Here is a 14,843-nt window from a genome sequence, read left to right on the forward strand (position 1 = left end):
GGGAGGGCGTTGATTGTCGACATTGCTCAGCGCTTCTTCGTCGCCTTGGACTTCGCCTTCGCCTTCTCGGCCTCCTCTTCCTTGGCACGCTCGAGCGCCTCGGTGTAGGCCTTGACCACCTCGTCGTCGAGGTAGCGGTCGATCAGGGCCTGGAGGTCGGAGAGCTGGGCCTGGGCGGTCTTGGTCAGGATCGCCGCCTTCGTCCTGGCCTGCTCGACCGTCGCGTCCTCCTTGAGCTTGGCGAGGCGGTCCGCGTACTTCGCGCGGGGCGGGAGCGAGGCGAACTCCTTGAGCGCCTCGGCGACCCCCGTCCAGTCCTCGCCTTCGGACCGGGCCTTGAGCCTCGACTCGAGTCGGGACCGCCTGGCGACGAGGTCGAGCACGGCGTCCCGGAGCGAGTCGAGCTGGGTCTCGAGAGCGACGGTCTCGGGCCTCGGGTCGAAGGGGATGACCCGCTCGTCGGTCCCCTCGCCGAGCATGAGGGGGACCTCCACCATCGGCTCGACGTTGCCGGCGAGGAGCCGCAGGATCACGAGGCCGTCGGTGATCCCCGGCTGGAGCACGACGCGGCCGTCGCGGTCGGTGGTGCCCACGTCCTGGGGAGCGCCGTCGGGGACCGAGCGGGCGGTGAGGGTGTACCCGGCCGCCGGGGCCTTGTCCGCGCGGGTGACGAACCGGAGCCGCGTCGGCAGGTCGCCCGGCTTGATCCCGAGTGCGTAGATCGTGTTCTTGCGGGCGATCCGCTTCGTCAAGGGGTCGCGCAGGGCGCTCACGATGGCGCAATGGGCGCCCGGACTGCTCAACGTCTCGGCGCGCAAATACGTGAACGGAATTTTGAGGATCCGGTTGCTGCCGTCGGGCTGATAAACCAGGCGCAGCGGCTCGAAGACGGTGCCCGTCTTGACCACCTGCCCCGTGGGGCTCGCCGGGGGAATCGACGAGCCGTGGACGGTGACCGAGACCCCGCCCCCCGCTGGCTCGCCGATCTCCGCGATCGGGTTGAAGACGTCGAGCGAGAGCCGCAGCAGCTCGCGAGGGAGATCCGAGGGGAACTCGACCACGCGATGCCGGAGCGGCCCCAGGCGCCTGAGGAAGACGTCGTACTCGCGGCCGACCAGGGCGAGCCGGCCCCCCTGCATCTGGAGCTGGAGGATCCAGACCTTGTCGAAGCCGCTCCCCGCCTTCGCGAGGGGCTCCGTCGTGACCGTGCCCAGCTCGAGCAGCCCGATCGGGTCGTCCCCCTCGACGATCTTCAAATCCCAGGGGGGGCCGACGAACCGATCGACCAGCCGGGTCCACGCGACCTGGATCAGCTCGAGCCGCCTGGCGTCGATCCGGGCGGCGGGATCGACGCCGAAGTGGACCTCGATCCGGTAAGGCCGGCGGTCGATGGGGACGGTTTCCGCGGGGCTCGGCGACGGCGCGGTGGCCGGGGTCGGGGCCGCCGCTGTCGGGGCCGAGGCTGGTGGCGGCACGGCCGCGGGGGTCGGCTCCGCCCCGATTAAGGGCAGCGTCGACAGGCCCAGGGCCAGGCAGAGCGAGGCCAGGCTCACCAGGGGTCCTTGGCGTACCACGGTTGGATCTCCCAGGTTTCGATCCCTTGATAGAGCGTGTCGGCGACCTCGGGCGGGCCTTGCAGGCGGGTCCGCCAGGCGTAGTGATCCTCGAGCTGCCAGAGGGGGATCACCGGCAGTTCGTCGCGCGTCTCGGCGTCGATCTGCGTGGCGATCCCCTTCGCGGTCGGCCACTCGGGGGCGCGTTCGAGCTGGAGCAGGAGCTGCAGGATCCTCGGGCTCGCGACGGAGGCGAGGGCATCGCCGCTCGACGGCGCGTCATACCCGGGGCAGAGCATCCGGCCGGCCTCGAGGACCGGCTCTTCCGGCCTGGAGGCGCGATAGGCCAGGTCGAAGCGTCGGCCGCTCCGCAACTCGGCCTCGAGCTGCGACTCGGGCCATTCCTTCGTCGTGATCTCCAGGCCGATGACCTTGAGGACCTCGACGATCTTGGGGATGACGGCCTGCGCCTCGGGGAGGGCGGGGTATTCCAGCGTGAGCTTGATCGGGTTCCCCCCCATCTCCTTCCTGGCCGCGGCGACGAGCATCTTGGCGAGGTAGGGGTCGAACGTGAACGGCTCGATCCCGACCGCATCGGCATAGCTCCCCTTGGCGAACGGGCCGTCGGAGACGAGGTTCGCGGCGTCGGGCGGGTGCTTCAGCAAGGTCTCTTCCAGCAGGGTCCGGCGGTCGACGGCGTACGAGATCCCGCGCCTCAGGGCGCGATTGCGCAGGGCGGGGGTCCTGCCGTCGAGGGCGATCCGATGCAACGAGGGCCTCGAGTAGCGGCCGATTTTGATGTCGGCCTGCGAGGCCAGGCTCGCGACCCGGTACGAGGGGACGTGCTCGAGCAGGCTGATGTCGCCCCGCACGAGCGAACCGATGCAGGCCTCGGCGCTCGGGAGGACCAGCTCACGGATCCGCCGGATCTTCATCCCCTTGGCCCCCCGGAGGACCATCGACGTCTCGTTCGAGGCGCTCCACTGATAGGGGCCGTCGCCGACGACCACGCGGCTCTGGTCCCCCATCACGACCCGGCCGTCGAACCCCGCGTGCGCCGGGCCGACCGGCATGATCAGCCAGGAGGCCGGCTTCAGGAGCGCCCGGGCGAGCTGGATCTCGACCTTGGAGTCGTCGGGGGTCTCGACCTGCTTGAGGTTCTCGGCCCAGCGCGCGTTGAAGGCGGGCGACGTCGGGCTCGCCCGGTCGATGAAGGCGCGGGCGACGTCGGCCGAGGAGACGGGGCGCGAGCCGTCCGACCACGGGATCGACTTGCGGATCGAGACCACGAGCTTGCGGCCGAGGTCCCCCGACTCGAGCCCCGAGGCGAGCTGCCCGTGGGCCTTCCCCTGGATCGAATCCTCGTCGTCGTGGGCGAAGAGGGGCAGGAAGAGGAGCCTGTTGATCCGCTCGTCGGCCGGGGTCTCGATCCAGGGCCCGATCGGGTGCGGGACGTCGGTGACGGCCACGTCCAGCGTCGTCTCCTCGCGGAAGGAGGTCGCGTAGCGGTCGCCCAGGCCTTCCAGGGTCGGCCAGACCCGCAGGCCCTCGACGAGCATGTCGAGCCGACGGTCGCCGCTGGCCTTCCCGGCGTCCTCGGCGAGCTTTTGCGCCCTGGTGATGAAGCGGGACTGGACCTCGCGCAGGGTCGGGTGATTCGGGGCCAGGGGCTCGAGTTCGTGGAGGATCCGCCGCCCCTTGGCGTAGAGCCCGAGGTCGAACGCACGCGAGGCGCGGGTGCCGTAGGCGGTGGCGAGCTTGTCGGAGACGCCGGGGTACTTGGGCTTCCTCGCGAAGAGCTCCCGGAGCAGCCGGACGCCCCGCTCGCCGTCGCCGTCCCGGAGCGCGGCCGAGCCTTCTTCGAAGAGGAGCTGATTCACATGATCATCGAGCCCCGGCCAGTTCCCCTGCCGGTTCTGCACCCGGAGGTACGATTCGAAGGCCTTGGCGAAGTCTCCGGCGCGGACGAGGCGCTCGCCGTCGGCGAGCAGCAAATCCTCGAAGTATTCGACCTTCTTGATGAGTCCTCGCTTGATCTTGTAGTCGCGGATCTCCCCCTGGAGCAGGTGGAGGGGAATCTCCACCTGGCTGGGGGGGACCTGCTTCTCCTCCTCTTCCTTCGGCAGGCCGAGCTTCTCGCGCTCGCCGGGGATGAATACGTTGCCCACCTTGCTCGCCTCGGGGCGAGACTTCTCCTTCAAGGGGTCGAACGGCGGCAACGGGCGGGGGCTGATCGGGTCGACCAGGAGCACCTTGCCGTCATTCAGCGTGACGCGGTCGAAGGGGGTCGCCCGCAGGAGGTCCTTGGGGATCGGGTCGTCGCTCCCCTGGCCGAGCGCGGGCATCGGCATCTCGAGAGCCAGACCGAGCGCCAGGGAGAGGCCGAGGAGCGCAAATAAAGGCTTGCACAGAAATTTCATTCGTAAAATATGGTCACGCGAATCCGCATATTGCTTGTTCATGGCTTGGCTCCCTCGGACTGGGAGGTGCCCGGGCTCGAGAGGACGCGGAGCGACCCGGCGGCGACCGGGATGAGGAGCTGGGAGCCGGATCCGACGAGGTCCCCGCCGGGGGTCGAGCCCAGGGGGATCTGGTCGAGCAGGACGCCGTCGTTGAGCGAGCGTGACTCGACGGTGCCGTTCTTGCAGAGGAAGTAGGCCGTCTCCTCGCGCAAGACTGGGGGCCCGAGCGGCGTGCCATTCTTGAGGGTGATCGACCAGAGCCGCTGGCCGTCGGGGGCCAGGGCGAGGACCTTGCCATCGCGCGTCGCGATGAATGCCCGACCGTCGATCGCGAGCGGCGGCTGGGCGAGGGGGGCCGAGAGCGGCCAGGCCCCGACCGGGCTGAAGTCGCGGGCGGCGAGGCTCCGGACCCGGTTATCCACCGTGGTGATGACCACCGCGCCTCCCGTCGAGACAGGATCCTTCGAGAGCGGCTCCTTGAGGTTCACCTCCGAGTTGACGACGAGCCGCGGGCGTCCCTCCGCATGGAGCGTCAGGCGGCGGAGCCGGCCCGATTCGTCGACGAGGGCGATCGTGTCATCTTCGAGTCGGAGGGCGCCTCGCCAGAGGGTCGGGTGCTCGCGATCGAAGGGGGGGACGTACGGTTCCGCCCGCGACTGGCCGGTCCTGGGGTCGATCAGGTAGACGCGGCCATCCTCGCCGGGCAGGAGCAGGCCCTTCTGCCAGACGATGGGGGTCGCGGCCAGGGCGACGGGGAGCTCGACCCAGCGGAAGGGCTCCTGCGGGCCTCCCAGCAGGAGCGATCGCGGTTTGTCGCCGGCCAGGAGGATGGTGAAGTTGTCGCCGTCGAGACGCCGCAAGGGGCCTGGGGGCAGGCTGAACTCTCCGGGCCGAGGCAGGAGGGTCTCGATGAACCCGCCCGCCTTGAGTTGGTCGGGCTCCAGGGCGATCGTCTGGCCGTCGATCCCCAGGGTGGTCAGGGATTTCGAGGGGTTCGCGTCGGTCGGCTGCACGACCCAGGGGGAACCAAGGACGGTCCGCCAGCGCACCGTGCCTTTCTGGGGCTCGACCCCGCAGACGAGGACTCCCGGCCGTTCCGAGATCTGCTGCGTCAGCACGGCCAGGGGCCCGGCGAGTTGGATCGGTGCGAGAGCAGGGCCGGCCTCGGCGATCGACCAGGTCGGTCGGATCTGGCCGGTCTCCGGGTTCAGGTCGTAGCGCCCGCTCCGGCTCGAACTCAGCCAGACCTCGGTCTCGGAGCGGGCGAGGGCGTAGGTCGGGCCGGTGGGCTTGGCCTCGTGGACGAGCTTCGCGATCGGCCGCAAGGGGGTCTTGGCCTCGTAGGCCCCCACGGCATAGGCCGAGAGCCCTCCGCGATCGCCCGAGGTCCAGAGGACCGAGCCGAAGGCCCCCGGGGCGCTCCAGGTCCAGCCGGGGACCTCGATCTGCTGCACGGGCCGGATCTTGGCCCCCTCGGCGTCCAGCACGAAGATCCGCCAACGACTGTTCAACAGCGTATCATTCTCGGGGATGATCAGATATCGCCCCTGTCGCGAGGGGGGGCTCAACACCGAGCCGATCGGGTGCCCGAGGTATTCCACCGAGGCACAGGCGAGGGGGTCGCGCGTCAGGATGAAGAGGCAGTCGCGCTCGGCGAGGACGTAGAGGAATTGCCCGGCCTCGTCGCTGACCGGCGTCCTGCCGAGGGGGAGCCCCAGGTTCAAGGTCCCGCGGATCTCTCCCGAGTTCAGGTCGAGGAAGAGGAGCTTGCCGCTCGGCGTCGCCTGGATCACCTGATTCCCCAGGACCAGGGGAGGGTCGGTGATCGGCTCCTCGGTCCCTTGCCTCCAGACGAGCGCGCCGGTCCTGGCGTCGAGCCGCACGAGCTCCTGATGGATCCCGTCGAAGACCAGCGCGGTCGAGCCCCCCGGGATCGCCTGGGGCGGGAACGCGGAGGAGAGGCCGACCGGGTACTGCCAGAGCGGCGCCCCGCTGCCCCCGTCGAGCCCGTACGCGATCCCGTCGGCGATCGCGAAGACGCGCGACGTGGACGGGCTCGTCGGCTTCGCCAGGTTCGGCCAGCGCATCACGAGCGAGGTCAGGGGGCCGAGCTTGTCGTCGTGCGGCTCCTTCTCCGCGGGGCGTCTCGAAGGGTCCAGCTTCACCGCCTTGCGGACGAGTTCGTTGGCCTGCTTGAGCCTGGCGACGAGGTCGCGGTCCTCGGCGAGGTCGGCGTACTGATGCACGAGCGTGTCGCGGGCCTCGTAGACCCCGGCCGAGGATCCGGCCGTGATCGCCGCATCCATCGCGGCCAGGGCCTTCGTGCGGATCCCCGCCTTGACGACCGCCGCGCGGGCCTCGGCGAGCTTCGGCAGGTACTTGGAGTGCTTCAGCAGTTCCTCGGCCACCGAGCCGGTGATCCTGGCGTGGAGCGCCCTCGCCGACTCTGCCTCGGCCAGGACCTTGGGATCGCCCGAGATCTTCGCCCGATCGGCGAGGGCCTCGCCCGCCTTGATGACCTGGTCGTCGAGGTCGGTGCTCGAGTCGACATAGGCGGGCTCGTCGCTCACCGTGTCGATCATCTCGCGGGCGGCGTCGAGGGCGTTGGACCAGGAGGCGCCCGAGGCGGTCGTGAACTGGCGGACGTTCGCCAGGGCCCGGAAGACCCTGGCCTTGCTCACATTCTTGGCGTCCTTCGGCTTCCGCTCGAGGTATTCCTCGAATCGGAGGATGGCGTTGCGATAGTCGCCGTCGTCGAGGCTCTCCACCCCGCGCTGGAAGAGCCTGGTGGTGATGGTCCGGGAGATCACCCCCTGGAGGAAGATGCCGGCCACGATCAGGACGGCCAGCGAGCCCACGAGGCCGATGATCAGCGGGGAGTTCAGGATCGTCTCTTCGCCGGGGGCCGACTGCCGGCCCGAGAAGAAACGCTTGAGGGCGTTGGGGTGCTGCCCTTTGGACTTGGCGTTCGCCGCGTCGGTGATCGCCTGCTCGGCCCTGGCCTCTTTCTTGGAGCTTCGCGCGAAGCCGAGGGCGTCTTCCGCGGCGAAGCCCGACTCCCGCTTCTTACTCTCCTCTTTCTTCGGCTTTACCTTCTCCTCCTTGCGCTCGACCGGCAGGGCGGGCCTGGGGCGGGAGGAGGCGGCCGGGGGGTTGCTCGCCGAGGGGTTCAGGAGGATGGGGGTCGCCATCACCCGGGTCGCATCGTCGCGCGGCAGGTCCTCGTCGGCGTAGATCATGAAGATCCGGCAGGGGCCGACGGTGATCTCGTCCCCCTCGCGGACGCTGGCCGAGGTCATCCGCCGGCCGTTGACCTCCAGGAACTCGGCGGCGGGGAAGGCGTCGACCTTGTACCGTTCGGTCCGCCAGCGCATCCGGCCATGGAACGGGAGCACGCCCTCGCCGGTCAGGACGATGTCGCACTTCGGGCTCGAGCCGAAGAGCACCGTCTGATCCCGCGAGATCTCGACGCGATGCACCTGCCCCTGTCCATTATGAACTTCGAGTGTGGCCATGCAGCTTGGTCAACCCCGCGGATCGGAACGTTGGAGACGGCCCTCTCGTATGGGCCAGCCTGTCGCGAAAGGTGGACGATTCGATGGGACTGCAAAGACTTCGATTCGAACGTTGAGCCTGCGTTTAACGGAGCGTCTCCTGCGCCAGCACGACGAACCCATAGCTGTCCCCGTCGGGGACGACGCTGAAGCGAGTGACGCGGATCTCCGCGGGATCCCTGCCCTTGAACCGCTTCTCGAGCTGGGCGAGCTCGTTCTCGACCTTCTGGGGATAGAACTGGATGACGACCCCCTCGCCGACGTCGATGCCCGCCTTGCTCAGCAGGGCGATGTCCGACGCCTTGCGCCCGCGCCCCTGCCAGAGGAAATAGAGCCGGCTATCTCCCTGCCCGCTGCCCGATCGCTTGTGGGGCGTGTCCTCGGAGAAGTGGGAGACGTATGTGAGCTGATTGCCCGAGACGACGGCCAGCTCGACCCCGAGCGCGTCGAGCTGCCGGGCGTACTCGTCGGCCGTCTGGCCGGGGTTGTAGACGATGCTCCAGCGCTGCTCGCGAGGGACGCCGCCATCCCCCGGGCCGAATCCGAGGCCGGGGCCTCCGGTGCCGAACTTGGAGGCTCGTCGGCCGGTGGCGACCGACCCGCCGCTGGGCATCACGGCTCCGAGGTCGACCTCGGCGAGGTTCTGGCCCGCCTCGGCCACGGCCTCGAGCATGGCGGCCGGGGTCTGCTGCACGGATGGCTCTTCGAACGCGCCCGGGGCCTCTTCATTGTTCGAGGCCTGGGCGGCCACGTCCGCGCCGGCGATGTCGACCTTCTCGGTCGAGCCGGGGGTCCCGTCGGGGCTCCCTCCGCCGCCGCCGAAGACCTCCACGATCTCCAGGGGCGCGGTGACTCGCGAGGCATAGGCCTGGTTCGTCTGGTAGATCAGCCAGAGCCATCCCACGACCAGGGTCGCCCCGACGACCAGGGCCATCAGGAACGAGCTGACGCGGTCGTAGAGCGACTCCCCGCGTACCTGGGGTTGCATCGGGTCTGGGGCAGGGGGTGTCGTCGTGTTCAATGGTTCCTGGCTCATCTCGGGCTCCGGGGGGATGAACCGGTCGATGTCGGGAGCGTCGGGGAGGTGCCCACGGTCCCCGTCTCCTCCTGCCCTTCCAGGTCGAGCGGCCTGATGGCGGCGTACCACTCGCGCCAGCGCTTCGCGGCCTGCTGGCGTTCGTCGGGCGTCGAGGGGGTCGAGGGCCCGAGCCCCGCGATCTTGCGGCTGAGGATCTGGAGCCCGAGTTTGGCCTCGGAGACCACCTCCTCGTCGGGGTCGGTGATCATGTCGATCAGGCTGGGGACCACGTCCATGTCTCCCGTCCGGCCGAGGGCCCAGGCGCCGACCCGGCGGACCCCCGGATCCCTGTCCTTGAGCATCTTGCGGAACCGGTCCTTCTGGGGACGCAGGACGTTCGGCCCCTGCGTCTGGTAGCGCCCGACCAGTCCGGCGAGCGCGGCCTCCGTGTCCTGGGCCCGCGGATCCTCGATCACGGCGAGCATCCCTTCCACCGCGCCATTCATCGGGCGCGAGACCACGCGGCCGCCGGCGACCGTCATGCTCGAGAGGTCCTTCGGCAGTCCGCGACCGCCGAGCAGCGTCCCCGCGCCCAGCCGCTTGACCTCGACGCGACGGAGGGACTTGGCCGTCGACCTCGTGAGGAAGAGGATCGCCCAGACCGTGTTCATCTGCACGCCGTGGGTCCCGGTCCAGGATCCGTCCTGCCCCTGGCTCGAATTGATGTAGCCCCGGCCCTGTTCGAACCAGTTGACGCGCCCCAGCGACTCGCGCTCGGCCAGGGCCCCGATGCGCTCGATGCCGTAGAGGCCGTAATAGGTCGAGGGGCCGAAGACTCCCGTGTTCGCCAGCGGGAAGTTGTTCGAGATCCATCCGATGCCCGCGCGGACGGCCTGATCGATCCGGGCGGTGGACGTCTGCACGTCGTAATGGGCGGGCGACCCCTGGGGGCTGAGCGCGACGAGCAGGGTGCTCGGGGCATCAGGTGCCTTGCGCAGGGGCGCGAGCTGCCGGCGGCAGATCAGGAGGCTGCCCACGCCCGCGGCCGTCATGGAGATGGTCTCGCGATACGCACCGTCGCCCGGGTGATACGACCATCCCCCTTGGGGCGACTGCACCGACAGGAACCACTGGGCCGCCCGATCCCAGACGCCCGGCGGGATGGTGGCGCCGGCGTTCTCGGCCTCCCAGAGGCCGAGGACGGCGTATTGCGAGATCGAGGTATCCCCCTGGGTCCGATTGTCGTAATCCCAGGAGCCGTTGGCCTTTTGCTTGCTGATCAAATACTGGGCGAGGGATTCGACAGCGTTGCGCTGACCGCCATCGAGGTTCGAGAGCAGCATCGTGGCCACGGCCGCCTCGTAGACGTCGTGGCCACCCCGTCGCTCGGGCACGTACCCGCCCGAGAAGCGTTGCAAGACCTTCGCGGCGCAGGCGGCGACGACCGGATCCGTCGCCGGGACCTCGGCCTTGAGCAGCGCGAGGCCGATCAAGGCCGATTCGCCCACCTGCTGATTCGCGACGTGGGAACGGAGATAGGCAACGCCTCGGGCCGCCGCGGGATCGACCTCGGCGCGAACGCTCCCCTCGACGCCCCAGGAGAGGCAGACGAGGGTCAGAACGATCCGTCGGAGGACGTCACTGCGTGCGGCCATCGGGCTCGATCCCCAACGACTACGGATGTAGCACATGCATCATATTGTAGCGTGGATGCAACGAGGTGCAAATCTCCCACGAGAACGATATCGAAGGACGCCGATAAGTCGAGAGGGCGACTTGAGCCGATGCCCGGACAGCCCGGCTCGGTCGGGGCGGCGTCAGGGCAGCAGGGGACGCACTTCGATCTTGCGGAAGAAGATCTCGGCGGCCTCCGACTGGAACTGGATCTTGCCCTTGGTGAGGCTCGAGCCGGTCCCGACGTTGACGACGTAGCCGTTCATGATATTCGTGATCGTGTCCCCCTTGCAGATCACCTCGAGCCGGTTCCACTCGCCATGCGGCTTCTCGACGCCGTACTCGTCCTGGAAGCCGATCGTGTCGGTCCACTTGAGGTTCCGGCCCCACCAGTTGTAGCGGCCGGCGTTCTTCGTGACCTTCTCGCCCCCCTTGGAGTAATAGAGCTGCTTGTCGGCCTTGACGACGGTCTCGCAGGAGAGCGTCGGCTTGCCCTTGCCCGCGACCATCAGGAGGTCGCCGCAGCCCCCTTCGATGATCTGGCACTCCTGCGACTCCATCCAGTGCCCCCCCGCGGCGCCATCGGGGCCGACGCAGTGGAGCAGGATGCCCGAGTCGCGGGCGGCCTTCGTGCGGGGCTCCCAGGTCTTGTCGCCCCAGCGCCACTCGGCGATCAGGTGATAGTCGGAGTATTCCTCGCGAGTGGCGAACCCGCCGAATTCCTCGCCCGAGACGCGGATGATGCCGTCGTTCACCGTGAAGACCTTCAGCGGGTCTTCGTAGTGGTGATCATGGGTGTAGACATAAAAGCCCGAGAGGTCCTTGCCGTTGAACGCGAGGATCGGCTCGCCCGACTTGACCTGCGGGAGCTCCCTGGCGAACGAGGGGATCGGATCCTTCGCGGCGCCCGCCGAGAGGGCGACAGCAACCAGTGGCAGTGCGGCGGCGACGAGGATCCGCCGGAGGGTCTTGGCTTTCTTCATGGAGGTGGGCCTCGGGGGTAGGGGTGCGGGGCTGAGGGGGAAGAAAAACTCGCTCGGGCCGATGCCGATCAGGAGCCACGGCGATGGATGGCCGCCCCTTGCTGGCGGCAGACCTGTTCGACCCGGCCCATCATCGTCTCGTCGAGGCAGGCGACCGAGAGGATCATGCCCTGGCCCCCCTCGATGCACTCGGGGGGCGTGACCCCCAGGCGATCGTTGGGGACGCCGATGGCGGTGAGGAGTTGGATGGCCGCGTTCCCCTGCGCACTGTTGTAGAAGAAGGCGACGACGCGCGGCAGGGGTTCGGTGTGCTCGACCTTTCCCGGCCGGACCTGCGGCATTTCCATGGGACGTTTCTCGAGCCTCGAAGAGTCGGGGGCCGTCTCGATTTCGTCGCATTGCGACGCGTTCCGAGAGTATCGCGTCAGTCCCGCACTTGCGAGCGATGTCCAGGCCCGCCCCGGCAAGTTTTCGACGACTCACTGCGAGCGCGGACGTGTCTCGGTGGCCAAAGGGCCGGACGCTCTGCTAGGATCGGTAAGCCCGGTCACCCAGAGAGGCGATTCGCGATGATGTCGAGCCTGATCCTGCTGTTCGTACTCTTCAAGGGGGATGCGCCGAGTGCGCTCGAACCGCTCGGCAAGCTCGATCATCGGCCGATCAAGGAGGCGTCGGGGATCGTCGAGAGCCGTCGATTCCCCGGGATTTTCTGGGTCCACAACGACTCGGGCAACGCCCCGAGCCTCTATGCCGTGAAGCGAGACGGCACGCTCGTCCGGGAGTACGCGGTCGCGATCCCCAACATCGACTGGGAAGACATCGCGATCGACGACGCCGGGCACCTCTACATCGGCGAGATCGGCAACAACGGCACGAAGCTCCCCCTGAGGGTGATTTACCAAGTCGACGAGCCCGACCCCTCCAAGGCGAGCGCCGGGCCCCTCAAGGTGCTCAAAACGAGCTTCTACCAGTTCGCCGATAAGGACTCTCGCTTCGACGCGGAGAGCCTCTTCATCGACCGCGGGCGGACGCTCGTCATTTCCAAGCATCGCGACGAGAAGGTCGCGGAACTCTTCAACGTCCCGTTCGACCCCCCGGGGAAGCTGCTCAGCCCGGTGATCCCCGAGAGCTTGGGCAAGCTCCCAGGCTTCCGCGAGCCGGCCACTGGCGCCGACCTGACGCCTGACGGTAAGCGTCTGGCGGTCTGCTCGTATCAGGTGAGCCGGGTCTACGAGCGCGGTGAAGGGGACACCTGGAAGCTCGTGGGAACGTTGCGGTATCCGCAGGAGGCCATCGAGGCGATCTGCTGGTCGGGGAACGACCTGATCCTCGCCTCGGAGAGCCGGCGGATGTTCCGCATCTCGGAAAAGGCCTGGCGCCTGGCGCCTGCCGACGACAAGGCACACCCCGGTCGAGGCAAGTCGCCCGGGAAATAAGCGGAAGATTCGACCCAAGATGTCCATGAATTCGACTGATATCGTCGTGATCGGCGGCGGGGTGATCGGGCTGTCGATCGCCTACGTGCTCGGCCGGGAAGGGATCCGGACCACGGTCCTCGACCGCCGCGAGCTGGGCCGTGAGGCCTCCTGGGCCGGCGCGGGCCTGATCCCGCCCGAAGGCGTCAGGCCGGGCGGGCACCCGCTGGGAGAGTTGCGGTCCTGGAGTTCAAAGCTCTATCCCGAGTGGTCGGCCCGCCTGCTCGAGGAGACGGGGATCGACAACGGCTATCGCCTGACGGGGGGCGTCGACGTCGCCTTCACCGATGACGAGGAACTGGCCCTCAAGACGGCCGCGGGGCGCTGGCGGACGGAGGGGATCACGTTCGAAAGGCTCCTACCGAACGAGTTCGACCGCGTCGAGCCGGCCTTGAGCCGCGACCTGCGCGTCGCCTACTTCCTGGCCGACCGGGGCCAGATCCGCAACCCCCGGCACCTCCGCGCCCTGGCGGCGGCGGTCTCGAAGCAAGGGGGGCTGCTCCAGCCCGGCCGGGAAGTCATCGGGTTCGAATTCGCCGACGGCAAGGTCACGGCACTCCACACCGAGGAGGGGAGCATCCCCTGCGGCGGCGCGATCATCGCCGCGGGCGCCTGGTCATCCTCCGTGCTGAAGACGCTCGGCGTCGACGCGCCCACGCCACCGTTGAAGGGTCAGATCGTGCTCCTCAAGAGCGATCGGATGCTCCTGAGGCGCATCGTCGAGCACGGCAAGAACTACCTCGTGCCGCGCGACGACGGCCGGATTCTCGTCGGGGCCACCGAGGAGGACGCCGGCTTCGACACCAGGACGACCAGCCTCGGCGTGCGGACCCTCCTGGACGAGGCCATCCAGCTCTGCCCCTGCCTGGCCGAGGCGGAGGTCGAGAAGGCCTGGGCGGGGCTCCGGCCCGGCAGCATCGACACCCGGCCTTACATCGGGGCCGTGCCCGGCTTCGAGAACCTCTTCCTCGCCTCCGGCCACAAGCGGTCGGGGCTCCAGCTCTCGCCGGGAACGGCCGAGGTGATCGCCGACCTCGTGCTGGGCCGAACCCCTCGGGTCGACCTCAGAGACTTCCGCCCCGATCGCGAGCCGGCCGAGGCCGGCGCCGGCGAAGACGCCTTCCGCTCCTAACGCATCTCAGCGGAGGACCTTGCCCTTCACGTCAAGGACCCGCGCGACGGCGAGGCTGTTGCCGAACGTGCGGAAGTCCTTGAAGGTCCAGACGACCTTCTTGGCCTCGTCGACCTCGATGAGCTGGGGGTTCTCGGGGCCTGCGTGGCAGTTGCCGATGATGACATGGCCGTTGGGCAGGACCTGGAGCGTGGTGACCCAGGCGAGCCGGATGTTGGGCAGCTCGTCGTGGCCGACCTCCCAGACGATCTTGCCCTCAGGGGTGACCTCGATCACGCGGTTGCCATTGCCGGCGGCAATCAAGGTGTTCTTATTCGGGAGCCGCAGGGCGCCGAAGACCTCGGTCCCGTGCCCTTCAGGTCCATGCCCGTCGGATCGGGGACGGCCGGCCAGGTCGAGCGTGTAGCTCCAGACGACCTTGCCCGAGCCGTCGTACTCTCGAACCGCCGAGTCCCCCTCGTGGCAGACGAGGTAGTGGCCGTCGTCGAGCTTGCGGACCATCCGCGTATCCCGGTGCGGGTCGGGATGGTCGAGGACGAGCGGGATCTCGCGGACGATCTTGCCGTCCTTGTCGACCTCCACGAGCCGGCCGTTGCCGCTCTCGGCGACGAGGGTCAAGCCGTCCTCGAGGCGCAGGAAGGCGTGGACCTCGATCCGCCCCTTGTAGCCGGCCTTCGGCTTCGCGGTGTACTGCCAGACGATCTCTTTCTTCGGCGTGACCTCGACGATGGTGGTCGCGTCCTTCGGCAGCAGGATGTTGCCGTTGGGGAGCTGGGCGAGGTCGTGGGGCGTCCCCTGGACGGGGTACTCCCACTCCACCTCGCCGCTGGCGCCGACGATGGCGACCCGATCTCGATCCGAGCCCAGCACGCGATACGGTGGACCGCCCCGCTCCTCGCCCAGGGCCGAGGCCCCGGCGCCGCCCAGGACAATCAGCACGGCGGTCGAAAACACCCTGGCAATGCTCATCGTGGTCGTCTCTCGGAGGGCTT

10 protein-coding genes are annotated in these 14,843 nt (G+C 68.7%); 2 read left to right on the forward strand and 8 right to left on the reverse strand.

Features of this window, described 5'->3' with window-relative positions; genetic code table 11:
* Nucleotides 1-26: 26 nt before the first annotated feature.
* From ACOYYX_RS11045 to ACOYYX_RS11075, 7 genes are all read right to left on the reverse strand, one after another.
* Nucleotides 27-1,574, reverse strand: coding sequence for a hypothetical protein (locus ACOYYX_RS11045; protein ID WP_422929982.1), 1,548 nt, complete (start codon nt 1,572-1,574; stop codon nt 27-29).
* Nucleotides 1,550-4,015 carry an ABC transporter substrate-binding protein gene (locus tag ACOYYX_RS11050; RefSeq protein WP_422929983.1) on the reverse strand — a complete coding sequence of 822 codons (2,466 nt, stop codon included), beginning with the start codon at nt 4,013-4,015 and terminating at the stop codon, nt 1,550-1,552. The genes ACOYYX_RS11045 and ACOYYX_RS11050 overlap by 25 nt, the downstream gene beginning before the upstream one ends.
* Complete coding sequence (locus ACOYYX_RS11055) at nt 4,012-7,530, reverse strand: PQQ-binding-like beta-propeller repeat protein (RefSeq protein ID WP_422929984.1); 3,519 nt, start codon at nt 7,528-7,530, stop codon at nt 4,012-4,014. The genes ACOYYX_RS11050 and ACOYYX_RS11055 overlap by 4 nt, the downstream gene beginning before the upstream one ends.
* Nucleotides 7,531-7,654: 124 nt before the next feature.
* Complete coding sequence (locus ACOYYX_RS11060; RefSeq protein WP_422929985.1) at nt 7,655-8,605, reverse strand: hypothetical protein; 951 nt, start codon at nt 8,603-8,605, stop codon at nt 7,655-7,657.
* Nucleotides 8,602-10,242: a HEAT repeat domain-containing protein gene (locus ACOYYX_RS11065; RefSeq protein WP_422929986.1), complete on the reverse strand. Its 1,641-nt coding sequence runs from the start codon at nt 10,240-10,242 to the stop codon at nt 8,602-8,604. The genes ACOYYX_RS11060 and ACOYYX_RS11065 overlap by 4 nt, the downstream gene beginning before the upstream one ends.
* Nucleotides 10,243-10,404: 162 nt before the next feature.
* Entirely contained in the window at nt 10,405-11,244 is an 840-nt protein-coding gene (locus ACOYYX_RS11070) for a 3-keto-disaccharide hydrolase (RefSeq protein WP_422929987.1), read from the reverse strand.
* A 68-nt stretch (nt 11,245-11,312) separates the two neighbouring features.
* Nucleotides 11,313-11,591 (reverse strand): hypothetical protein, encoded by a 279-nt coding sequence (locus ACOYYX_RS11075; protein WP_422929988.1) that lies wholly within the window; start codon nt 11,589-11,591, stop codon nt 11,313-11,315.
* Nucleotides 11,592-11,813: 222 nt separating this feature from the next.
* On the opposite strand from ACOYYX_RS11075, the gene ACOYYX_RS11080 reads away from it, so the two are divergent.
* Nucleotides 11,814-12,680 (forward strand): hypothetical protein, encoded by an 867-nt coding sequence (locus ACOYYX_RS11080; RefSeq protein WP_422929989.1) that lies wholly within the window; start codon nt 11,814-11,816, stop codon nt 12,678-12,680.
* A gap of 25 nt (nt 12,681-12,705) precedes the next feature.
* Nucleotides 12,706-13,851, forward strand: a complete 1,146-nt coding sequence (gene thiO / locus ACOYYX_RS11085) for a glycine oxidase ThiO (RefSeq protein WP_422929990.1) — start codon at nt 12,706-12,708, stop codon at nt 13,849-13,851.
* Between the two features lie 6 nt (nt 13,852-13,857).
* On the opposite strand, the gene ACOYYX_RS11090 is transcribed toward thiO, so the two are convergent.
* Nucleotides 13,858-14,820, reverse strand: coding sequence for a PQQ-binding-like beta-propeller repeat protein (locus ACOYYX_RS11090; protein WP_422929991.1), 963 nt, complete (start codon nt 14,818-14,820; stop codon nt 13,858-13,860).
* Nucleotides 14,821-14,843: the final 23 nt, after the last annotated feature.

The sequence above is a fragment of the Singulisphaera chitinilytica genome (assembly GCF_049331405.1).
In the GTDB taxonomy this organism is placed as follows: domain Bacteria; phylum Planctomycetota; class Planctomycetia; order Isosphaerales; family Isosphaeraceae; genus PoT.